16 protein-coding genes and 1 tRNA gene are annotated in these 21,746 nt (G+C 68.7%); 15 read left to right on the forward strand and 2 right to left on the reverse strand.

Annotated elements, in window-relative coordinates; translation table 11 throughout:
* The first annotated feature begins 405 nt into the window (after window positions 1-405).
* Entirely contained in the window at window positions 406-1,461 is a 1,056-nt protein-coding gene (locus tag ADY01_RS15140; protein WP_049572438.1) for a UDP-N-acetylmuramate dehydrogenase, read from the forward strand.
* 43 nt (window positions 1,462-1,504) lie between these two features.
* Here ADY01_RS15140 and ADY01_RS15145 read toward each other — a convergent pair whose 3' ends face one another.
* Together ADY01_RS15145 and ADY01_RS15150 are read right to left on the reverse strand one after the other, a co-directional pair.
* Complete coding sequence (locus tag ADY01_RS15145; RefSeq protein WP_049572441.1) at window positions 1,505-2,533, reverse strand: adenosine deaminase; 1,029 nt, start codon at window positions 2,531-2,533, stop codon at window positions 1,505-1,507.
* A gap of 75 nt (window positions 2,534-2,608) precedes the next feature.
* Window positions 2,609-3,862, reverse strand: a complete 1,254-nt coding sequence (locus ADY01_RS15150; RefSeq protein WP_049572444.1) for a pyridoxal phosphate-dependent aminotransferase — start codon at window positions 3,860-3,862, stop codon at window positions 2,609-2,611.
* Window positions 3,863-4,020: 158 nt separating this feature from the next.
* Between ADY01_RS15150 and ADY01_RS15155 the strand changes: the two genes are divergently transcribed.
* The 14 genes from ADY01_RS15155 to tuf all read left to right on the forward strand — a co-directional run bounded on the left by ADY01_RS15155 (window position 4,021) and on the right by tuf (window position 21,704).
* Window positions 4,021-4,093: transfer RNA gene (locus tag ADY01_RS15155), tRNA-Trp, on the forward strand.
* Between the two features lie 79 nt (window positions 4,094-4,172).
* Window positions 4,173-4,445: a preprotein translocase subunit SecE gene (gene secE / locus ADY01_RS15160; protein ID WP_049572484.1), complete on the forward strand. Its 273-nt coding sequence runs from the start codon at window positions 4,173-4,175 to the stop codon at window positions 4,443-4,445.
* 40 nt (window positions 4,446-4,485) lie between these two features.
* The gene (gene nusG / locus ADY01_RS15165) at window positions 4,486-5,271 is read left to right on the forward strand and encodes a transcription termination/antitermination protein NusG (protein ID WP_049572446.1); all 786 of its coding nucleotides are present in this window, start codon (window positions 4,486-4,488) and stop codon (window positions 5,269-5,271) included.
* Between the two features lie 161 nt (window positions 5,272-5,432).
* Entirely contained in the window at window positions 5,433-5,864 is a 432-nt protein-coding gene (rplK, locus tag ADY01_RS15170) for a 50S ribosomal protein L11 (RefSeq protein ID WP_049572449.1), read from the forward strand.
* An 85-nt stretch (window positions 5,865-5,949) separates the two neighbouring features.
* Window positions 5,950-6,666 carry a 50S ribosomal protein L1 gene (gene rplA, locus ADY01_RS15175; protein ID WP_049572452.1) on the forward strand — a complete coding sequence of 239 codons (717 nt, stop codon included), beginning with the start codon at window positions 5,950-5,952 and terminating at the stop codon, window positions 6,664-6,666.
* A gap of 153 nt (window positions 6,667-6,819) precedes the next feature.
* Window positions 6,820-7,752 carry a hypothetical protein gene (locus tag ADY01_RS15180; RefSeq protein WP_049572454.1) on the forward strand — a complete coding sequence of 311 codons (933 nt, stop codon included), beginning with the start codon at window positions 6,820-6,822 and terminating at the stop codon, window positions 7,750-7,752.
* A gap of 249 nt (window positions 7,753-8,001) precedes the next feature.
* Complete coding sequence (gene rplJ / locus ADY01_RS15185) at window positions 8,002-8,550, forward strand: 50S ribosomal protein L10 (RefSeq protein WP_049572457.1); 549 nt, start codon at window positions 8,002-8,004, stop codon at window positions 8,548-8,550.
* A 63-nt stretch (window positions 8,551-8,613) separates the two neighbouring features.
* On the forward strand, window positions 8,614-9,003 hold the full coding sequence (gene rplL / locus ADY01_RS15190) for a 50S ribosomal protein L7/L12 (RefSeq protein WP_049572462.1): 390 nt from the start codon (window positions 8,614-8,616) through the stop codon (window positions 9,001-9,003).
* Window positions 9,004-9,569: 566 nt separating this feature from the next.
* Window positions 9,570-13,055, forward strand: coding sequence for a DNA-directed RNA polymerase subunit beta (gene rpoB / locus ADY01_RS15195; protein ID WP_049572465.1), 3,486 nt, complete (start codon window positions 9,570-9,572; stop codon window positions 13,053-13,055).
* Between the two features lie 101 nt (window positions 13,056-13,156).
* The gene (locus ADY01_RS15200; RefSeq protein WP_049572468.1) at window positions 13,157-17,056 is read left to right on the forward strand and encodes a DNA-directed RNA polymerase subunit beta'; all 3,900 of its coding nucleotides are present in this window, start codon (window positions 13,157-13,159) and stop codon (window positions 17,054-17,056) included.
* Between the two features lie 279 nt (window positions 17,057-17,335).
* Entirely contained in the window at window positions 17,336-17,707 is a 372-nt protein-coding gene (gene rpsL, locus ADY01_RS15205) for a 30S ribosomal protein S12 (RefSeq protein WP_049572471.1), read from the forward strand.
* Window positions 17,708-17,709: 2 nt separating this feature from the next.
* Window positions 17,710-18,180 (forward strand): 30S ribosomal protein S7, encoded by a 471-nt coding sequence (rpsG, locus tag ADY01_RS15210; RefSeq protein ID WP_049572475.1) that lies wholly within the window; start codon window positions 17,710-17,712, stop codon window positions 18,178-18,180.
* A 37-nt stretch (window positions 18,181-18,217) separates the two neighbouring features.
* The gene (gene fusA, locus ADY01_RS15215) at window positions 18,218-20,341 is read left to right on the forward strand and encodes an elongation factor G (RefSeq protein ID WP_049572478.1); all 2,124 of its coding nucleotides are present in this window, start codon (window positions 18,218-18,220) and stop codon (window positions 20,339-20,341) included.
* Window positions 20,342-20,510: 169 nt separating this feature from the next.
* Entirely contained in the window at window positions 20,511-21,704 is a 1,194-nt protein-coding gene (tuf, locus tag ADY01_RS15220; protein ID WP_049572481.1) for an elongation factor Tu, read from the forward strand.
* Window positions 21,705-21,746 lie beyond the last annotated feature (42 nt).

A 21,746-nucleotide genomic window follows, 5' to 3' on the forward strand; every position in this document is an offset into this window, starting at 1 on the left:
GTGCGGATCCGGCGGTGCGGCCGTGACCGTGACTCCCGGTCACGGCCGCACCGCCGGATCCGCACCCCCTCCCGGCCGATCCGCCCGACCTGCTCCGCCGCCCGCCCAGCGCCTAGGGTCCTGTCCGGCGGATCTTCGTGGATGGCGAGCGGCTCCCCCAGCCTGACGGCTGGGAGGTGCCCCCAATGCGGTGCATCGCTGGGCCCCCCTGCCCGTTGGCGGGCAAGGAGGGAACCGGGTCGCCCCTCGTACGCGGGGCACCTCCCGGACGGAGTCTGGGGGAGTACCGGGGCGATTCGGTAACGCGGCGAGGCTCCCCCAGGCCCTTCGGGGCCTGGGAGGTACCCCCATCCGCCGGCGTCGGGAGCCCGCGAGGATGCGCCGGACAGGCCCTAGGCTGGGGGCGTGCAGGAGATTCGTGACGCGTCGCTCGCCCCGTTGACCACGCTGCGGCTCGGGGGGGCCGCCGGGCGGCTGCTGGTCGCCCGCACCGACGACGAGGTCGTCGGGGCCGTCCGGGAGGCGGACGAGAGCGGGGTGCCGTTGCTGGTCATCGGCGGCGGCAGCAACCTCGTGATCGCCGACGAGGGCTTCCCCGGGACCGCCCTGCGCATCGCCACCACCGGGTTCGGCCTGGACGGCACCCGCCTCGAACTGGCCGCGGGCGAGGACTGGTCGGCGGCCGTCTCCCGCACCGTCGACGCCGGGCTCGCCGGGGTCGAGTGCCTCGCCGGGATCCCCGGCTCCGCCGGCGCCACCCCCATCCAGAACGTCGGCGCCTACGGCCAGGAGGTCTCCTCGGTCCTCACCGAGGTCGTCGCCTACGACCGCACCACCCGCGAGGTCGTCACCCTCCCCGCCGCCGCGTGCGGATTCGCCTACCGCCACAGCCGGTTCAAGGCCGACCCCACCCGTTTCGTCGTCCTCCGCGTCCGCTTCGCGCTCCATGACGCGGGCGGCCTCTCCGCCCCGGTCCGCTACGCCGAGACCGCCCGGCTGCTCGGCGTCGAGCCGGGCGACCGCGTTCCCGCCGCCGAGGCCAGGGACGCCGTGCTCAAGCTCCGCACCGGCAAGGGCATGGTCCTCGACCCCGAGGACCACGACACCTGGTCGGCGGGGTCGTTCTTCACCAACCCCCTCCTCGACGAGGCGGCGTTCGCCGCCTTCCTCGACCGCGTGGCCGACCGCCTCGGCCCCGATGTCGCCGCCCCCGCCTTCCCCGCGGAGGACGGCCTCACCAAGACCTCGGCCGCCTGGCTCATCGAGCGGGCCGGGTTCGCCAAGGGCTGGGGAACGGGCCCCGCCCGCATCTCCGGCAAGCACACCCTCGCCCTCACCAACCGCGGGGGCGCGCGCACCGCCGACCTCCTCGCGCTGGCGCGCGAGGTGCGCGACGGCGTGCGCGAGGCGTTCGGCGTGACCCTCGTCAACGAGCCGGTGCTCGTCGGCGCCACCCTCTGAGGTCCCGGGCCGCCGAAGGAGCCCACGACCGCCGCGACCCGCCCTACAGGGCCAGCCACTCGTCGATTCCGACCAGGATCTTCTCCCGCGCGTCCTCGGGCGCCGCGGACGCGCGCACCGACTGCCGGGCCAGCTCCGCCAGTTCCTCGTCACTGAACCCGTGGTGCTCCCGCGCGATCTCGTACTGCGCCGCGAGCCGCGAGCCGAACAGCAGCGGGTCGTCCGCGCCCAGCGCCATCGGCACCCCCGCCCCCCACAGCGTCCGCAGCGGCACGTCGGCCAGCGTGGGATAGACGCCCAGCGCCACGTTCGACGTGGGACACACCTCGCACGTCACCCGCGCCTCCGCCAGCCGCTCCATCAGCCGCGGGTCCTCCGCCGCCCGCACCCCGTGCCCGATCCGGCTGGCGCGCAGGTCGTCCAGGCAGTCCCGCACGCTCCGCGGCCCCGACAGCTCCCCGCCGTGCGGCACCGCGAGCAGCCCGCCCTCCCGCGCGATGGCGAACGCGCGGTCGAAGTCCCGCGCGAAGCCCCGGCGTTCGTCGTTGGACAGGCCGAACCCCACGATGCCGCGGTCCGCGTACCTGACCGCGAGACGCGCCAGCGTCCTGGCGTCCAGGGGGTGCTTGATCCGGCTCGCCGCGACCAGCAGCCGCATGCCGAGACCGGTCTCCCTGGCCGTGGTCTCCACCGCGTCCAGGATGATCTCCAGCGCCGGGGACAGCCCGCCGAGCCGGGGCGCGTACGAGGTCGGGTCCACCTGGAGCTCCAGCCAGCGCGACCCGTCGCGCACGTCCTCCTCGGCCGCCTCGCGCACCAGGCGCTGTATGTCCTCCGGCGCGCGCAGGCAGGAGCGCGCGATGTCGTAGAGCCGCTGGAAACGGAACCAGCCCCGCTCGTCCGTCGCCCGCAGCCGGGGCGGCTTGGCGCCGCTCAGCGCCTCGGGCAGGTGAACGCCGTACTTGTCGGCGAGTTCGATCAGCGTGCCGGGCCGCATCGAACCGGTGAAGTGCAGATGCAGATGAGCCTTCGGCAGCGAGCGGACGTCACGTCCGGGACCAACACGAGCCATTCCAAGATCTTGCCGTATATCCCCGGAGGGCCGGTAGTCGCGTGACCCGGACGTGCGTCCGCCCGAACAACCGCCTCAGTCCTCGGCCTCCGCCAGGAGCTTCTGCATCCGGGACACGCCCTCGGCGAGGTCCTCGTCGCCCAGCGCGTAGGACATCCGCAGATATCCCGGCGTCCCGAACGCCTCGCCGGGCACCACCGCGACCTCGGCCTCCTCCAGCAGCACCCCGGCCAGCTCCAGGCTCGTCGCCGGGCGCCGCCCGCGGATGTCCTTGCCGAGCAGGGCCTTCACCGACGGGTACGCGTAGAACGCGCCCTCCGGCTCCGGGCAGGTCACGCCGTCGATCTCGTTGAGCATGCGGACGATGGTCCTGCGGCGCCGGTCGAACGCGTCACGCATCGCCGCCACCGCGGTCAGGTCCCCCGTGACCGCGGCCAGGGCGGCGGCCTGCGCGACGTTGCTCACGTTGGAGGTGGCGTGCGACTGGAGGTTGGCCGCCGCCTTGGCGACGTCGGCCGGGCCGATGAGCCAGCCGACGCGCCAGCCGGTCATCGCGTACGTCTTGGCCACGCCGTTCACGATCACGCAGCGGTCGGCCAGCTCGGGCACCACCACGGGAAGCGACGGGGCGGTCGCTCCGCCGTAGACCAGGTGTTCGTAGATCTCGTCGGTGAGCACCCACAGGCCGTGCTCGACGGCCCAGCGGCCGATCTCCTCGGTCTGCTCCCGGCCGTAGACGGCGCCCGTCGGGTTGGAGGGGGAGACGAACAGCAGCACCTTCGTCCGCTCCGTGCGCGCCGCCTCCAACTGCGCCACGGTCGCCCGGTACCCGGTGGTCTCGTCCGCCACCACCTCGACGGGGACGCCGCCCGCCAGCCGGATCGACTCGGGGTACGTGGTCCAGTAGGGCGCGGGGACGATCACCTCGTCGCCCGGGTCGAGCAGCGCGGCGAACGCCTCGTAGATCGCCTGCTTGCCGCCGTTGGTCACCACCACCTGGGACGGCTCCACCCGGAGCCCCGAGTCGCGCAGCGTCTTGGTGGCGACGGCCTCCCTCAGCTCGGGAAGGCCGCCGGGAGGCGTGTAACGGTGGAACCTGGGGTTGCGGCAGGCCGCCACCGCCGCCTCGACGATGTAGTCGGGGGTCGGGAAGTCCGGCTCGCCGGCGCCGAAGCCGACCACCGGTCGCCCGGCGGCCTTCAGCGCCTTGGCCTTGGCGTCCACCGCCAACGTCGCGGACTCCGAGATCGCCCCGATCCGGGCCGAGACCCGGCGTCCGGCGGGAGAGGCTGAGGAGGAAGCAGGGGAAGGGGAGGAAACGGCACTCATGGGGGCATCGTCCCAGACGGCACCGTCGTATGGCACCCGGGTTGCCGGAAGGTTGCGGGTGAGAGGCCCAGGAACCGTTCGACGGTTGGCGTTTCAGCACGTACACTCCTCAGCGGTGGCCGCTCCAATGCGGTACGTTGTCGGGCACCACGCGGCAGAGGGTCGTAGCTCAATTGGTAGAGCACTGGTCTCCAAAACCAGCGGTTGGGGGTTCAAGTCCCTCCGGCCCTGCTACACAAAATGAACAGCCGTCCGGGTGGCCGGGCGGCCTATGACCATGACCGGGATCAGGTGAGGACGAGTGGCTGGGATCACGGACTCCGTGGAGACGCCAGAGCCCAAAGAGCCCCGGGGTGAGGGCAGCACCGGCCGCAGAGGCCGGCGCGCCAAGAGGGGCCCGCTGGGCCGCCTTGCGCTCTTCTACCGCCAGGTGATCGCGGAGCTGCGCAAGGTCGTCTGGCCTTCGCGGCGCCAGCTGTCCACGTACACAACCGCGGTGATCGTCTTCGTCGTCGTCGTCATCTGCATCCTGACCGTGCTTGACTGGGGAATGAGCAGGGCCGTCGATTACGTCTTCGGCTGATTCGCTCCCCCCTCCCGAAAGTCAGGAAGTAGCAGGTACCGTGTCTGACCCGAATCCTTACGACGCCACGCCCGACGCCGAGGGCGAGGAGGAGACCGCGAGCGACACCGCCCAGGCGGTCGACGCCGCGGACGCCGTCGTCGTCGACCAGGCCGAAGCCGCCGATGAGGAGCCGGAGCAGCCGGAGTCCGAGCCGGAGCCGGAGCCCGAGCCGGTCGACCCGATCGCGCAGCTCCGCGAGGAGCTGCGGGTCCTCCCCGGCGAGTGGTACGTCGTGCACACGTACGCCGGTTACGAGAACCGCGTCAAGACGAACCTGGAGCAGCGCGCCGTCTCGCTGAACGTCGAGGACTACATCTTCCAGGTCGAGGTACCGCAGGAAGAGGTCGTCCAGATCAAGAACGGCGACCGGCGCACCATCAAGCAGAACAAGCTGCCCAGCTACGTGCTGGTGCGCATGGACCTGACGAACGAGTCCTGGGGCGTCGTGCGGAACACCCCCGGCGTCACGGGCTTCGTGGGGAACGCGTACGACCCGTACCCGCTGACGCTGGACGAGATCGTCAAGATGCTCGCCCCCGAGGCGGAGCAGAAGGCCGCGGAGGCCGCGGCCGAGGGCGGCCAGGCGGGCGGGCGCAAGGTCGAGGTCCAGGTCCTCGACTTCGAGGTCGGCGACTCGGTCACCGTCACCGACGGCCCCTTCGCGACGCTCCAGGCCACGATCAACGAGATCAACCCGGACTCCAAGAAGGTCAAGGGCCTGGTCGAGATCTTCGGCCGCGAGACCCCGGTCGAGCTCAGCTTCGACCAGATCCAGAAGAACTGACCCACCACACCGCGGCGTCACCCACCACCCGGCTCCGATTTGGGCCGGGTGGCGGCAGCCATTACCGTAGGGCGGTATGCCCGCGGGCGGGCACGGTACACAGCCCCTCCCGCGACGGCCGTCATCACCACCACCTCACGAAGGACCCGGAGGGCGAGCGCATGCCGCCGAGGAAGAAAGTCACAGGGCTGATCAAGCTCCAGATCCAGGCCGGCGCCGCCAACCCCGCGCCGCCTGTCGGTCCGGCGCTGGGCCAGCACGGCGTGAACATCATGGAGTTCTGCAAGGCGTACAACGCGGCGACCGAGTCGCAGCGCGGCTGGGTCATCCCGGTGGAGATCACGGTCTACGAGGACCGTTCCTTCACCTTCATCACCAAGACCCCGCCGGCCGCGAAGATGATCCTCAAGGCCGCGGGCGTGGAGAAGGGCTCCGGCGAGCCCCAGAAGACCAAGGTCGCCAAGATCACGCGCGCCCAGGTCCGGGAGATCGCCACCACCAAGATGCCCGACCTCAACGCCAACGACCTGGACGCCGCCGAGAAGATCATCGCGGGGACCGCCCGTTCCATGGGCGTCACCGTCGAGGGCTGAACGCGCCCCGTCCGTACGGCACCACCGTGGCAGGGCCCGCGCTGGCCCGCACCACGACTCCCTTCCCACATCCGCAGGAGCAGCAGTGAAGCGCAGCAAGAACCTCCGCGGCGCGGACGCCAAGGTCGACAGGACCCGCGTCTACGCGCCCCTCGAGGCCGTCCGGCTCGCCAGGGACACCTCGATCACCAAGTTCGACGCGACCGTCGAGGTCGCCATGCGTCTGGGTGTCGACCCGCGCAAGGCCGACCAGATGGTCCGCGGCACCGTGAACCTGCCGCACGGCACCGGCAAGACCGCCCGGGTCCTGGTCTTCGCCACCGGTGACCGCGCCGCCGCCGCGGAGGCCGCGGGGGCCGACATCGTCGGCTCCGACGAGCTGATCGAGGAGGTGGCCGGCGGCCGTCTCGACTTCGACGCCGTCGTGGCGACCCCGGACCTGATGGGCAAGGTCGGCCGGCTCGGCCGCGTGCTCGGTCCGCGCGGCCTCATGCCGAACCCGAAGACCGGCACCGTCACCCCCGACGTGGCCAAGGCCGTCACCGAGATCAAGGGCGGCAAGATCGAGTTCCGCGTCGACAAGCACTCCAACCTCCACTTCGTGATCGGCCGGGTCTCCTTCGAGGAGAGCCAGCTCGTGGAGAACTACGCCGCCGCGCTGGAGGAGATCCTCCGGCTCAAGCCGTCCGCGGCCAAGGGGCGTTACCTGAGGAAGGCCGTCATCACCACCACCATGGGCCCCGGCGTGCCGGTCGACACCAACCGCACCCGTGACCTGCTGGCCGAGGAGGCCGCTGTCTGACGTCACCGTCGGACGGCGCCGTCCGACGGCCGGATCGTGAGCCCGTCCCCGTTCTGTCACAGAGCGGGGGCGGGCATGTGTGTTGCCACGGAGCCGAGTTAGCGTGGTCAGGAGATCGACAGGCTCGAAGGACCACGAAAGGACCGGGGAGACATGCGTCCCACACAGAAGGTCGCGGTCTGCTTCGCGACCGTCGCCCTGCTGGCCTCCACGGCGGCCTGCGGCGGCTCCGACTCGGCCGAGACGACCGACGGCGACAACTCCGAGGCCGACGGGCCGGGTTCGTCCTCCAGCGCCTTCGAGGCGGTGTCGGCGGCCGCGGAGACGACCCAGGAGGTCACCTCGGCCAACTTCGAGGCGACCATGAGCAGCCCCGAGGAGGCCGGAGGGAACCTGGAGATGTCCGGCGCCATGTCCTGGGACCCGGAGCTGGCCATGGACCTCACCATGACCGGCGAGGCGCTCGCGATGAGCCCCGGCATGGGCGGCGAGACGTCGGTGCTGTGGGTGGACGACGTGATGTACCTCGACATGGGCGAGGAGTTCGCGGCCGAGTTCGACGGCCGGAACTGGATGGCCATGGACCTGATGTCCATCGCCGAGGAGACCGGTGACCCCGCGGTCGCCGACTCCATGTCGTTCGGCCTCGACTCCACCAACCAGGACCCGGCCCAGCAGCTCGCGCTGCTCCTCCAGGCCCCGGAGATCGAGCTCGTGGGCGAGGAGACGCTGGACGGCGTCGAGACCACGCACTACCGCGGCACCATCTCGGTCGAGGACGCCCTGGAGCGCAACGGCGCGGACGACCTCCTCACCGACGAGGAGCGGCAGCAGCTGACCGACGTCATGGAGGCCCAGGGCATCGACAGCTACCACCTGGAGGTCTGGGTGGACGGGGACGACTACCCGGTCCAGATCAACCAGTCCTTCGACAGCGCCGCGGGCCCCGTGGAGTACGAGGTGCGCTACAGCGACTACGGCGCCGAGGTCACGGCCGAGGCCCCGCCGTCCGGCGCGGTGGTCGACTTCATGGAGATCCTGGAGGAGTTCCAGGCCGGCATGGGAGCCGGGGCCGGCCAGGGCTGATTTGCCCGGCGCCATCCCCTTCCCGTACTCTCGCACGGTAGCCAAAGACCGCTGGTTGCCACCACGGGCCCCCGCAAGGGAGCGCGCGGTGGCCGAAGGTTCCGCTGACGCGGACGGCCTGCGCAGGTGACCGTGGAGAGACTTCGTGTTCGCCCCGTGCGCCTGCGCCGGGGCGTTTCGTCGTGTTCGGCCCCTTCCGTGCGGTCCCATCACTCGGGAAGACAGCACCCCGGAAGGAGGGTCGAGGTTATGGCGCGTCCTGACAAGAGCGCGGCCGTCGCGGATCTCAAGAACAGGTTCGAGGGCTCCCACGCGGCTGTCGTCACCGCGTACACCGGGCTCACCGTCGCTCAGCTGAAGGAGCTCCGTCGCTCCCTCGGTGAGCAGACCCAGTACCGTGTGGCGAAGAACACGCTGACCAAGATCGCGGCCAACGAGGCCGGGGTCTCCGGGCTCGACGAGTTCTTCAAGGGCTCGACGGCCGTGGCGTTCATCTCCGGAGACCCGGTCGAGGCGGCCAAGGGTCTGCGTGACTTCGCCAAGGACAACCCCGCGCTCGTCATCAAGGGTGGCGTGCTCGACGGCAAGGCGCTCAGCGCCGAAGAGATCACCAAGCTCGCGGACCTCGAGTCCCGCGAGGTGCTCCTCGCCAAGCTGGCCGGTGGCATGAAGGCGTCCATGGCCAAGGCCGCGGCGACCTTCCAGGCCCCGCTCTCCAAGTTCGTCCGCACCGCGGACGCGCTGCGCAGCAAGGTGGAGGAGCAGAGCGGTGCCGGCGAGCCGGCTCCCGCCGAGTAGGCATTCGCCCCGCCCGACATACCAAGACCGGCACCAGCCGACTGAAGTGGAAGGACCGCCATCATGGCGAAGATGAGCCAGGACGAGCTGCTTGACCAGTTCGCGGAGATGACCCTCCTGGAGCTGTCGGACTTCGTGAAGAAGTTCGAGGAGAAGTTCGACGTCGAGGCCGCCGCGCCGGTCGCCGTCGCCGCCACCGCGCAGGGTGGCGCCGGCGCCGCCGCCGAGGCGGAGCCGGAGAAGGACGAGTTCGACGTCGTCCTCACCGGCCCCGGCGAGAAGAAGATCCAGGTCATCAAGGTCGTGCGTGAGCTGACCTCGCTGGGTCTGAAGGAGGCCAAGGAACTGGTGGACAACCCGCCGAAGCCGGTCCTCGAGAAGGTCAACAAGGAGGCCGCCGAGAAGGCCAGGGAGGCGCTCGCGGCGGCCGGCGCCGGCGTCGAGGTCAAGTGACCCCGGCACCTCCCGCATGACGCCTGCCAGGGGCGATCACCCACTCGGGTGGTCGCCCCTGGACGTTGTGGCGGCTGTCTCCTTGCCCTTCGCGTGGTGAAGGGTATGGTGATCTTCGGTCGCTCACCTGCCCTGCCCGTGCCCCGCCCGGGACGGGTGGCGTGGGAGCAGGGGCCTTGACGAACGGCACTGGGCGCGCAATTCTCCTCTCGCGCCGCCAGATCGATCCATGATCCGAGGCATGAACGCACGGCGGGGCGGGAAGTGATGCGGCAGACGGGTCCGCGCCCGACGTTTCGAGGCGGGCGGGTGCAGACCCCGAGGGCAGCACGACGAAGTGGCAGGACGAAGTACTGCATGATGGGCACTGCGTGAAGAACACCGAGGGTGGCACCTCGATGAGTGACGGCGTGAGCTGTCCCCGTTCCAGCGGGGATGGTCCGCACATTGGACATCAGTGGGTCTTCTGGCTACACTGACCCTTTGCGCTGCCTGGCTGCTCCCTGCCCGTCACCAGGAGAGCCGGTACGCGCGCAGAGAGTCCGAGCCCTCGGAAGGACCCCCTCTTGGCCGCCTCGCGCACCGCCTCGACCAACAGTACGAATAACGGCACCAGCACCGCACCCCTGCGTGTCTCTTTTGCGAAGATCAAGGAACCCCTGGAGGTTCCGAACCTCCTTGCGCTGCAAACCGAGAGCTTCGACTGGCTGCTCGGTAACGACGCCTGGAAAGCCCGCGTCGAGGCCGCGCTTGACAGTGGACAGGACGTGCCGAGGAAGTCGGGTCTCGAGGAGATCTTCGAGGAGATCTCCCCGATCGAGGACTTCTCCGGGTCGATGTCCCTGACGTTCCGCGACCACCGTTTCGAGCCCCCGAAGAACTCGATCGACGAGTGCAAGGAGCGCGACTTCACGTACGCGGCGCCGCTCTTCGTCACCGCCGAGTTCACGAACAACGAGACCGGTGAGATCAAGTCCCAGACCGTCTTCATGGGGGACTTCCCCCTGATGACCAACAAGGGCACCTTCGTCATCAACGGCACGGAGCGCGTGGTCGTCTCCCAGCTGGTCCGCTCGCCCGGCGTCTACTTCGACAGCAGCATCGACAAGACCTCGGACAAGGACCTGTTCTCCTCCAAGATCATCCCGTCCCGGGGTGCCTGGCTGGAGATGGAGATCGACAAGCGCGACATGGTCGGCGTGCGCATCGACCGCAAGCGCAAGCAGTCCGTGACCGTGCTCCTCAAGGCGCTCGGCTGGACCTCCGACCAGATCCTCGAGGAGTTCGGGGACTACGAGTCGATGCGGGCGACCCTGGAGAAGGACCACACCCAGGGCCAGGACGACGCGCTGCTCGACATCTACCGCAAGCTCCGTCCGGGCGAGCCGCCGACCCGCGAGGCCGCGCAGACCCTCCTGGAGAACCTGTACTTCAACCCCAAGCGGTACGACCTGGCCAAGGTCGGCCGTTACAAGATCAACAAGAAGCTCGGCGGGGACGAGCCGCTGGACGCCGGCGTGCTCACCGTCGAGGACATCGTCGCGACCATCAAGTACCTGGTGCGGCTCCACGCGGGGGAGACCGAGACCGTCACCACGGGCGGCCGGACGATCGTCGTCGAGACCGACGACATCGACCACTTCGGTAACCGCCGCCTGCGCAATGTGGGCGAGCTCATCCAGAACCAGGTGCGCACCGGTCTGGCGAGGATGGAGCGCGTCGTCCGCGAGCGCATGACCACGCAGGACGTCGAGGCCATCACGCCGCAGACGCTGATCAACATCCGGCCGGTCGTCGCCTCCATCAAGGAGTTCTTCGGCACCAGCCAGCTGTCCCAGTTCATGGACCAGACCAACCCGCTCTCCGGACTGACCCACAAGCGCCGCCTGTCGGCGCTGGGCCCCGGCGGCCTCAGCCGTGAGCGGGCCGGCCTAGAGGTCCGCGACGTGCACCCCTCGCACTACGGCCGCATGTGCCCGATCGAGACCCCGGAGGGCCCGAACATCGGCCTGATCGGCTCGCTCGCCGCGTTCGGCCGGGTCAACGCGTTCGGCTTCGTCGAGACCCCGTACCGCAAGGTCACCGACGGCATCGTCACCGACGAGGTGCACTACCTGACCGCTGACGAGGAGGACCGGTACGTCATCGCGCAGGCCAACGCGCGCCTGACCGGCGACTACCACTTCGCGGAGTCCCGGGTGCTGGTCCGCCGCCGTGGCGGTGAGATCGACTACGTGACCGGCACCGACGTGCACTACATGGACGTCTCGCCGCGCCAGATGGTGTCGGTCGCGACCGCCATGATCCCGTTCCTGGAGCACGACGACGCCAACCGCGCGCTCATGGGATCGAACATGATGCGCCAGGCGGTGCCGCTGATCCAGGCCGAGTCGCCGCTGGTCGGCACCGGCATGGAGTACCGCTCCGCGGTGGACGCGGGCGACGTGATCAAGGCCGAGCAGGACGGCGCCATCACCGACGTCTCCGCCGACTACATCTCCATCGCCAACGACGACGGCACCCACGTCACCCACCGGCTCGCCAAGTTCCACCGCTCCAACCAGGGCACCTCCTACAACCAGAAGGTCATGGTCGAGGAGGGCGAGCGCGTGGTGGCCGGCCAGGTCATCGCCGACGGCCCCTCCACCCAGCGCGGTGAGATGGCTCTCGGCAAGAACCTGCTGGTCGCCTTCATGCCGTGGGAGGGCTACAACTACGAGGACGCGATCATCCTCTCCCAGCGCCTGGTGCAGGACGACGTCCTCTCCTCGATCCACATCGAGGAGCACGAGGTCGACGCCCGCGACACCAAGCTGGGCCCCGAGGAGATCACCCGGGACATCCCGAACGTCTCGGAGGAGGTCCTGGCCGACCTCGACGACCGCGGCATCATCCGCATCGGCGCCGAGGTGGAGGCCGGGGACATCCTGGTCGGCAAGGTCACCCCCAAGGGCGAGACCGAGCTGACCCCGGAGGAGCGCCTGCTGCGCGCGATCTTCGGCGAGAAGGCACGTGAGGTCCGCGACACCTCGCTGAAGGTGCCGCACGGCGAGACCGGCAAGGTCATCGGCGTGCGCGTCTTCGACCGCGAGGAGGGCGACGAGCTGCCGCCGGGCGTCAACCAGCTGGTCCGCGTCTACGTGGCCCAGAAGCGCAAGATCACCGACGGCGACAAGCTGGCCGGCCGGCACGGCAACAAGGGCGTGATCTCCAAGATCCTGCCCGTGGAGGACATGCCGTTCCTCGAGGACGGCACCCCGGTGGACATCATCCTGAACCCGCTGGGAGTCCCCTCCCGGATGAACCCGGGCCAGGTGCTGGAGATCCACCTGGGCTGGCTCGCCTCCCAGGGCTGGCGGGTCGAGGGTACCGACGCGGCGTGGAAGGAGCGGCTGGCCGCCATCGGCGCGGACGACGTCGCCCCCGGCACCAACGTCGCCACCCCCGTCTTCGACGGCGCCCGCGAGGACGAGATGGCCGGGCTCTTCGAGTCCACCATCCCCAACCGCGACGGCGACCGGCTCGTGCTGCCCTCCGGCAAGGCCCGCATGTACGACGGCCGCTCCGGCGAGCCGTTCCCCGAGCCGATCTCCATCGGCTACATGTACATCCTCAAGCTCCACCACCTGGTGGACGACAAGCTGCACGCGCGCTCGACCGGCCCGTACTCCATGATCACCCAGCAGCCGCTCGGCGGTAAGGCCCAGTTCGGCGGGCAGCGCTTCGGTGAGATGGAGGTCTGGGCGCTGGAGGCGTACGGCGCGGCCTACGCCCTCCAGGAGCTTCTGACCATCAAGTCCGACGACGTCACCGGCCGCGTGAAGGTCTACGAGGCCATCGTCAAGGGCGAAAACATCCCGGAGCCCGGTATCCCGGAGTCCTTCAAGGTGCTCATCAAGGAAATGCAGTCGCTCTGCCTCAATGTGGAGGTGCTGTCCTCGGACGGCATGTCCATCGAGATGCGCGACACCGACGAGGACGTCTTCCGCGCCGCGGAAGAGCTCGGCATCGACCTGTCCCGGCGCGAGCCGAGCAGCGTCGAAGAGGTCTGACGGGCCGGGCCGGCCGGGGGCGTTACCGCCCCGGCCGGTGCCTCCCCACCCGGACCCCGACAGACCATTGACTGACACGACCCTGAGAGGGATTGACGAGAGTGCTCGACGTCAACTTCTTCGACGAGCTGCGCATTGGCCTGGCCACCGCTGACGACATTCGTCAGTGGTCACACGGCGAGGTCAAGAAGCCGGAGACCATCAACTACCGCACGCTCAAGCCCGAGAAGGACGGACTCTTCTGCGAGAAGATCTTCGGTCCGACCCGGGACTGGGAGTGCTATTGCGGCAAGTACAAGCGCGTCCGCTTCAAGGGCATCATCTGTGAGCGCTGCGGCGTCGAGGTGACCCGCGCCAAGGTGCGCCGTGAGCGGATGGGCCACATCGAACTGGCCGCACCCGTGACCCACATCTGGTACTTCAAGGGCGTTCCGTCGCGCCTGGGGTACCTGCTCGACCTGGCGCCGAAGGACCTGGAGAAGGTCATCTACTTCGCCGCCTACATGATCACGTTCGTGGACGAGGAGCGCCGCACCCGCGACCTGCCGTCGCTGGAGGCCCACATCTCCGTGGAGCGCCAGCAGATCGAGCAGCGCCGTGACGCGGACCTGGAGGCCAGGGCCAAGAAGCAGGAGTCCGACCTGGCCGAGCTCGAGGCCGAGGGTGCCAAGGCGGACGCCAGGCGCAAGGTGCGCGAGGGTGCCGAGCGCGAGATGAAGCAGCTTCGCGACCGGGCCCAGCGCGAGCTGGACCGCCTGGACGAGGTGTGGAACCGCTTCAAGAACCTCAAGGTCCAGGACCTGGAGGGCGACGAGCTGCTCTACCGCGAGCTGCGCGACCGCTTCGGGACCTACTTCGACGGCTCGATGGGCGCCGCCGCGCTGCAGAAGCGGCTGGAGACCTTCGACCTGAACGAGGAGGCCGAGCGGCTGCGGGAGATCATCCGCACCGGCAAGGGCCAGAAGAAGACCCGTGCCCTGAAGCGGCTCAAGGTCGTCTCGGCGTTCCTCCAGACGTCCAACAGCCCCAAGGGCATGGTCCTCGACTGTGTCCCCGTGATCCCGCCGGACCTGCGTCCGATGGTGCAGCTGGACGGTGGCCGCTTCGCGACCTCCGACCTGAACGACCTGTACCGCCGCGTCATCAACCGGAACAACCGCCTGAAGCGGCTTCTCGACCTCGGCGCCCCCGAGATCATCGTGAACAACGAGAAGCGCATGCTCCAGGAGGCCGTGGACGCCCTGTTCGACAACGGACGGCGTGGCCGCCCGGTGACGGGCCCGGGCAACCGGCCGCTGAAGTCCCTGTCCGACATGCTCAAGGGCAAGCAGGGCCGCTTCCGGCAGAACCTGCTGGGCAAGCGCGTGGACTACTCGGCCCGTTCCGTGATCGTGGTCGGCCCGCAGCTCAAGCTGCACCAGTGCGGGCTGCCCAAGGCGATGGCGCTGGAGCTGTTCAAGCCGTTCGTGATGAAGCGCCTGGTGGACCTGAACCACGCGCAGAACATCAAGTCGGCCAAGCGCATGGTCGAGCGCCAGCGCACCGTGGTGTACGACGTCCTCGAAGAGGTCATCGCCGAGCACCCGGTGCTGCTGAACCGCGCCCCGACCCTGCACCGGCTCGGCATCCAGGCGTTCGAGCCGCAGCTGGTCGAGGGCAAGGCCATCCAGATCCACCCGCTGGTGTGCACCGCGTTCAACGCGGACTTCGACGGCGACCAGATGGCGGTGCACCTGCCGCTGTCCGCCGAGGCCCAGGCCGAGGCCCGCATCCTGATGCTGTCCTCGAACAACATCCTGAAGCCCGCCGACGGCCGTCCGGTGACCATGCCCACCCAGGACATGGTGCTCGGCCTGTTCTTCCTCACCACCGACGAGGAGGAGCGGGAGGTGCGCGGCGAGGGCCGTTCGTTCTCCTCGACCGCCGAGGCGATCATGGCGTTCGACGCCGGGGAGCTCTCGCTCCAGGCGAAGATCGACATTCGCTTCCCCGTCGGCTCGGTGCCCTACCGCGGCTGGACTCCCCCGGAGCCCGCCGAGGGCGAGCCCGAGTGGCAGCCGGGCGACAGCTTCCGGCTGCGCACCACGCTCGGCCGGGCGCTGTTCAACGAGCTGCTGCCGGAGGACTACCCCTTCGTCGACCAGTCCGTGGGCAAGCGGGAGCTCTCCCGCATCGTCAACGACCTGGCCGAGCGGTACCCGAAGGTCGTGGTCGCCGCCGCGCTGGACAACCTGAAGGCCTCCGGTTACTTCTGGGCCACCAGGTCCGGCGTCACCGTCGCGGTCTCCGACATCGTCGTGCCCGAGGCGAAGAAGGGCATCCTCGCCAACTACGAGGCGCAGGACGAGAAGGTCCAGAAGCAGTACGAGCGCGGTCTGATCACCAAGGACGAGCGCACGCAGGAGCTCATCGCGATCTGGACGAAGGCGACCACCGAGGTCGCCGAGACCATGAGCGACAACTTCCCGAAGACCAACCCGATCTTCATGATGGTCGACTCGGGTGCCCGAGGGAACATGATGCAGATGCGCCAGATCGCGGGTATGCGCGGCCTGGTGTCCAACGCGAAGAACGAGACCATCCCGCGGCCGATCAAGGCGTCGTTCCGCGAGGGCCTGTCCGTGCTGGAGTACTTCATCTCCACGCACGGCGCCCGCAAGGGACTCGCCGACACCGCGCTGCGGACCGCCGACTCCGGGTACCTCACCCGGCGTCTGGTGGACGTCTCCCAGGACGTGATCATCCGCGAGGAGGACTGCGGCACCGACCGCGGCCTGAAGCTGACGATCGCCTCCAAGGGCGCGGAGGGCACGCTGGTCAAGGCGGACGACGCCGAGTCCAGCGTCTACGCCCGCTGCCTGGCCGAGGACATCGTGGTGGACGGGAAGGTCATGGCCCCGGCCGGTACCGACCTGGGCGACGTGCTGATCGACGAGCTGATCCGGCACGGCGTCGAGACCGTCAAGACCCGCTCGGTGCTCACCTGCGAGTCGGCCGTCGGCACCTGCGCCATGTGCTACGGCCGGTCGCTGGCGACCGGCAAGCTGGTGGACATCGGCGAGGCGGTCGGCATCATCGCCGCCCAGTCGATCGGCGAGCCCGGCACCCAGCTGACCATGCGGACGTTCCACACCGGCGGCGTCGCCGGTGACGACATCACGCAGGGTCTGCCCCGTGTGGTCGAGCTCTTCGAGGCCCGTACGCCCAAGGGCGTCGCGCCGATCTCCGAGTCGGCCGGCCGGGTGCGGATCGAGGAGACCGAGAAGACCAAGAAGGTCATCGTCACGCCGGACGACGGCTCCGACGAGACCTCCTACCCGGTCTCCAAGCGCTCCAGGCTGCTGGTGGGCGAGGGCGACCACGTCACCGTCGGCCAGCCGCTGACGGTCGGCGCGGCCAACCCGCACGACGTGCTGCGGATCCTCGGCCAGCGCGCGGTGCAGATCTACCTGGTGGGCGAGGTCCAGAAGGTCTACAACTCCCAGGGTGTGGCCATCCACGACAAGCACATCGAGATCATCGTCCGGCAGATGCTGCGCCGGGTGACGATCATCGAGTCCGGCGACGCGGAGCTGCTGCCGGGCGAGCTGGTCGAACGCTCGAAGTTCGAGTCGGAGAACCGCCGCGTCGTGGCGGAGGGCGGTCACCCGGCCTCCGGGCGTCCGCAGCTGATGGGCATCACCAAGGCGTCGCTGGCCACCGAGTCGTGGCTGTCGGCGGCGTCCTTCCAGGAGACGACCCGGGTGCTCACCGACGCGGCGATCAACGCCAAGTCGGACTCCCTGATCGGCCTCAAGGAGAACGTGATCATCGGTAAGCTCATCCCGGCCGGCACGGGCCTGTCCCGTTACCGGAACATCCGGGTCGAGCCCACCGAGGAGGCGAAGGCCGCGATGTACTCGGCCGTCGGGTACGACGACATCGACTACTCGCCCTTCGGCAGCGGATCCGGCCAGGCCGTCCCGCTGGAGGACTACGACTACGGCCCCTACCAGGGCTGAGCCGTCGCGGGGGCGGGCGGATGGGGGTTCCCATCCGCCCGCCTTTCGCGCTGAGAGAACGTGTTTTGACCCCAGCGCGCGGGGTAGGTACGCTCTGACCTTGTGCCTGGGGTGTTCCCTGCGCTCTTTTAGCCGCACCGGAACTCCGGGATCTGCATCCGCTCCCCGCACGCTTGCGAGAAGCTGGACCCTGCAGTCTTCGACACACCCGACCGCGTGGGTCGGCGTTGTGGCCCGGGTTAGCTTTATCGAGATCGGCACAGAGAAACCGGAGAAACCGTGCCAACGATCCAGCAGCTGGTCCGTAAGGGCCGGCAGGACAAGGTCGAGAAGAACAAGACGCCGGCGCTCGAGGGGTCCCCTCAGCGGCGTGGCGTCTGCACACGTGTGTTCACCACCACCCCGAAGAAGCCGAACTCGGCTCTGCGCAAGGTGGCCCGTGTGCGTCTGAGCAACGGGATCGAGGTCACGGCCTACATCCCGGGTGAGAACCACAACCTTCAGGAGCACTCCATCGTGCTGGTGCGCGGTGGCCGTGTGAAGGACCTGCCGGGTGTTCGTTACAAGATCATCCGCGGCTCCCTGGACACCCAGGGTGTCAAGAACCGCAAGCAGGCCCGCAGCCGCTACGGCGCCAAGAAGGAGAAGTAAGCATGCCTCGTAAGGGCCCTGCCCCGAAGCGTCCCGTACACATCGACCCGGTGTACGGCTCTCCTCTGGTGACCTCTCTGATCAACAAGGTGCTGCTGAACGGCAAGCGCTCCACCGCCGAGCGCATCGTCTACGGCGCCATGGAGGGCCTGCGGGACAAGACCGGGAACGACCCGGTCATCACGCTCAAGCGCGCGCTGGAGAACGTGAAGCCGACCCTCGAGGTCCGCTCCCGCCGCGTCGGTGGCGCGACGTACCAGGTGCCGGTCGAGGTCCGCCCCGGCCGCTCCTCGACCCTCGCGCTGCGCTGGCTGGTGGGGTACTCGCGTGCCCGTCGCGAGAAGACCATGACCGAGCGGTTGATGAACGAGCTGCTCGATGCCTCCAACGGGCTCGGTGCCTCCGTGAAGAAGCGTGAGGACACCCACAAGATGGCCGAGTCCAACAAGGCCTTCGCGCACTACCGCTGGTAGTCGCACCCCATCGAGACCGAGAGAAGACTGAAGCCAGATGGCTACCACTTCACTTGACCTGGCCAGGGTTCGGAACATCGGGATCATGGCCCACATCGACGCGGGCAAGACGACGACCACCGAGCGGATCCTGTACTACACCGGCATGAGCTACAAGATCGGTGAAGTTCACGACGGTGCCGCCACCACCGACTGGATGGAACAGGAGCAGGAGCGCGGCATCACGATCACGTCCGCCGCGGTCACCTGTCACTGGTCCGTCGAGGACGTCGACAACACCATCAACATCATCGACACCCCCGGACACGTCGACTTCACGGTCGAGGTGGAGCGCTCGCTGCGCGTCCTGGACGGTGCCGTCACGGTGTTCGACGGTGTGGCCGGTGTCGAGCCGCAGTCGGAGACCGTCTGGCGACAGGCGGACCGCTACGGTGTGCCGCGCATCTGCTTCGTGAACAAGCTGGACCGCACGGGGGCCGACTTCTTCCGCTGTGTCGACATGATCGTCGACCGGCTGAGCGCCACCCCGCTGGTCATGCAGCTCCCGATCGGCGCCGAGGCCGGATTCAAGGGCGTGGTGGACCTCGTCCGCATGAAGGCCCTGGTGTGGTCCGAGGAGACCAAGCTCGGCGAGATGTACGACGTGGTCGACATCCCCGCCGATCTCCGGGACCAGGCCGAGGAGTGGCACAGCAAGCTGGTCGAGGGCGTCGCGGAGAACGACGAGGAGGTCATGGAGCTGTACCTGGAGGGCGAGGAGCCCTCTCCGGAGCAGCTCACGGCGGCCATCCGCCGCGTGACCCTCGCCTCCACGGGTGCCGAGGGCGACACCACGGTGACCCCGGTGTTCTGCGGCACCGCGTTCAAGAACAAGGGCGTGCAGCCCCTGCTCGACGCGGTGGTGCGGTACCTGCCGTCGCCGCTGGACGTCGAGGCCGTCGAGGGTCACTCCCCGCGCGACCCCGAGCAGTCCGTGCGCCGGAAGCCCTCCGAGGAGGAGCCGCTGGCCGCCCTTGCGTTCAAGATCGCGAGCGACCCCCACCTGGGCAAGCTCACCTTCATCCGCATCTACTCGGGCGTGCTCACCGCGGGCTCGCAGGTGCAGAACTCGGTGAAGGAGAAGAAGGAGCGCATCGGCAAGATCTACCGCATGCACGCCAACAAGCGTGAGGAGATCGAGCGCGTCGGCGCCGGCGACATCGTGGCCGTCATGGGCCTGAAGCAGACGACCACGGGCGAGACGCTGTGCGACCCGTCCAACCCGGTCATTCTCGAGTCGATGGACTTCCCGGCCCCGGTCATCGAGGTCGCCATCGAGCCCAAGTCGAAGAGCGACCAGGAGAAGCTGGGCATCGCGATCCAGCGGCTGGCCGAGGAGGACCCGTCCTTCCAGGTCAAGTCGGACCAGGAGACCGGTCAGACGATCATCTCCGGCATGGGCGAGCTGCACCTCGATGTGCTGGTCGACCGGATGAAGCGCGAGTTCCGGGTCGAGGCCAACGTCGGCAAGCCGCAGGTCGCCTACCGGGAGACCCTGCGCCGGGCCGTCGACAAGGTCGACTACACGCACAAGAAGCAGACCGGCGGCTCCGGTCAGTTCGCCAAGGTGCAGATCAGCCTGGAGCCCCTGGAGGGCGACGGGTACGAGTTCGTGAACAAGGTCACCGGTGGCCGCATCCCCAGGGAGTACATCCCCTCGGTGGACGCGGGATGCCAGGACGCCATGGAGTTCGGCGTGCTCGCCGGCTACCCGCTGACCGGCGTCAAGGTGACCCTGCTCGACGGAGCGTTCCACGACGTCGACTCCTCCGAGATGGCCTTCAAGATCGCCGGTTCCATGGCGTTCAAGGAGGCCGCGCGCCGGGCGAGCCCGGCGCTTCTCGAGCCGCTGATGGCCGTGGAGGTCACCACGCCCGAGGACTACATGGGCGATGTGATCGGTGACATCAACTCCCGCCGTGGCCAGATCCAGGCCATGGAGGACCGGAGCGGCGCCAAGATCGTCAAGGCGCTCGTGCCGCTGTCGGAGATGTTCGGTTACGTTGGCGACCTGCGGAGCAAGACCTCGGGTCGCGCGAGCTACAGCATGCAGTTCGATTCCTACGGCGAGGTTCCCAAGAACGTTGCCGAGGAGATCATCGCGAAGGCCAAGGGCGAGTAACCCCTAAGCTGGAGCAACGGGCATCCGGGGGCATTTCGCCCCCGGAGTCCGGCCCTTTAGCGAAGCGGTCAAGGGTGTCCCCCTCGGGGTCCTGACCGGTTCGGTCGACCATCTGAAACCTTCCGCAAGGTGCGGGGGGCGTACAGCACCAGTCCACAGGAGGACCCCAGTGGCGAAGGCGAAGTTCGAGCGGACTAAGCCGCACGTCAACATTGGCACCATCGGTCACATCGACCACGGCAAGACGACGCTTACCGCGGCGATCACCAAGGTGCTGCACGACGCATTCCCGGACCTGAATGAAACGTTCGCGTTCGAGAACATCGACAAGGCGCCCGAGGAGCGCCAGCGCGGAATCACCATCTCCATCGCGCACGTCGAGTACCAGACGGAGAACCGGCACTACGCCCACGTGGACTGCCCGGGGCACGCGGACTACATCAAGAACATGATCACCGGTGCCGCCCAGATGGACGGCGCGATCCTGGTGGTCGCCGCCACCGACGGCCCGATGCCGCAGACCAAGGAGCACGTGCTCCTGGCCCGCCAGGTCGGCGTTCCGTACATCGTCGTCGCCCTCAACAAGGCCGACATGGTGGACGACGAGGAGATCATGGAGCTCGTCGAGCTCGAGGTCCGTGAGCTGCTCACGGAGTACGAGTTCCCGGGCGACGACGTTCCCGTTGTCAAGGTCTCGGCGCTGAAGGCGCTGGAGGGCGACCCCGAGTGGTCGAAGACCGTCCTCGAGCTGATGAAGGCCGTGGACGAGTCCATCCCGCAGCCGGAGCGCGACGTCGACAAGCCGTTCCTGATGCCGATCGAGGACGTCTTCACGATCACCGGCCGCGGCACCGTCGTGACCGGTCGTATCGAGCGCGGCATCCTCAAGGTCAACGAGACCGTCGACATCATCGGCATCAAGGAGGAGAAGGCCTCCACCACGGTGACCGGAATCGAGATGTTCCGGAAGCTGCTGGACGAGGGCCGGGCCGGTGAGAACGTCGGTCTCCTGCTCCGCGGCATCAAGCGCGAGGACGTCGAGCGCGGCCAGGTCGTCATCAAGCCGGGGTCGGTCACGCCGCACACCGAGTTCGAGGCGACCGCGTACATCCTGTCGAAGGACGAGGGTGGCCGTCACACCCCCTTCTTCAACAACTACCGTCCGCAGTTCTACTTCAGGACGACGGACGTCACCGGTGTCGTGCACCTTCCCGACGGCACCGAGATGGTCATGCCCGGCGACAACACCGACATGCGCGTTGAGCTGATCCAGCCCATCGCCATGGAGGAGGGCCTGAAGTTCGCCATCCGCGAGGGTGGCCGGACCGTGGGCGCCGGTCAGGTGACCAAGATCCTCAAGTGAGGTCCCGGGCGCCGCGCGCCCGGATCCTCTTCCCGCCCGCCC

The organism is Streptomyces sp. SBT349 (assembly GCF_001083795.1).
Lineage (GTDB): Bacteria > Actinomycetota > Actinomycetes > Streptomycetales > Streptomycetaceae > Streptomyces.

What these genes read in the sequence shown, in the direction of transcription:
- ADY01_RS15180 (WP_049572454.1), top strand. Translation starts at nt 6,820, where the DNA reads ATGCGTCCCACACAGAAGGTCGCGGTCTGCTTCGCGACCGTCGCCCTG.
- rplJ (WP_049572457.1), top strand. Translation starts at nt 8,002, where the DNA reads ATGGCGCGTCCTGACAAGAGCGCGGCCGTCGCGGATCTCAAGAACAGG.
- ADY01_RS15145 (WP_049572441.1), bottom strand. Translation starts at nt 2,533, where the DNA reads ATGGCTCGTGTTGGTCCCGGACGTGACGTCCGCTCGCTGCCGAAGGCT.
- rplK (WP_049572449.1), top strand. Translation starts at nt 5,433, where the DNA reads ATGCCGCCGAGGAAGAAAGTCACAGGGCTGATCAAGCTCCAGATCCAG.
- rpsG (WP_049572475.1), top strand. Translation starts at nt 17,710, where the DNA reads ATGCCTCGTAAGGGCCCTGCCCCGAAGCGTCCCGTACACATCGACCCG.
- ADY01_RS15150 (WP_049572444.1), bottom strand. Translation starts at nt 3,862, where the DNA reads ATGAGTGCCGTTTCCTCCCCTTCCCCTGCTTCCTCCTCAGCCTCTCCC.
- rplL (WP_049572462.1), top strand. Translation starts at nt 8,614, where the DNA reads ATGGCGAAGATGAGCCAGGACGAGCTGCTTGACCAGTTCGCGGAGATG.
- fusA (WP_049572478.1), top strand. Translation starts at nt 18,218, where the DNA reads ATGGCTACCACTTCACTTGACCTGGCCAGGGTTCGGAACATCGGGATC.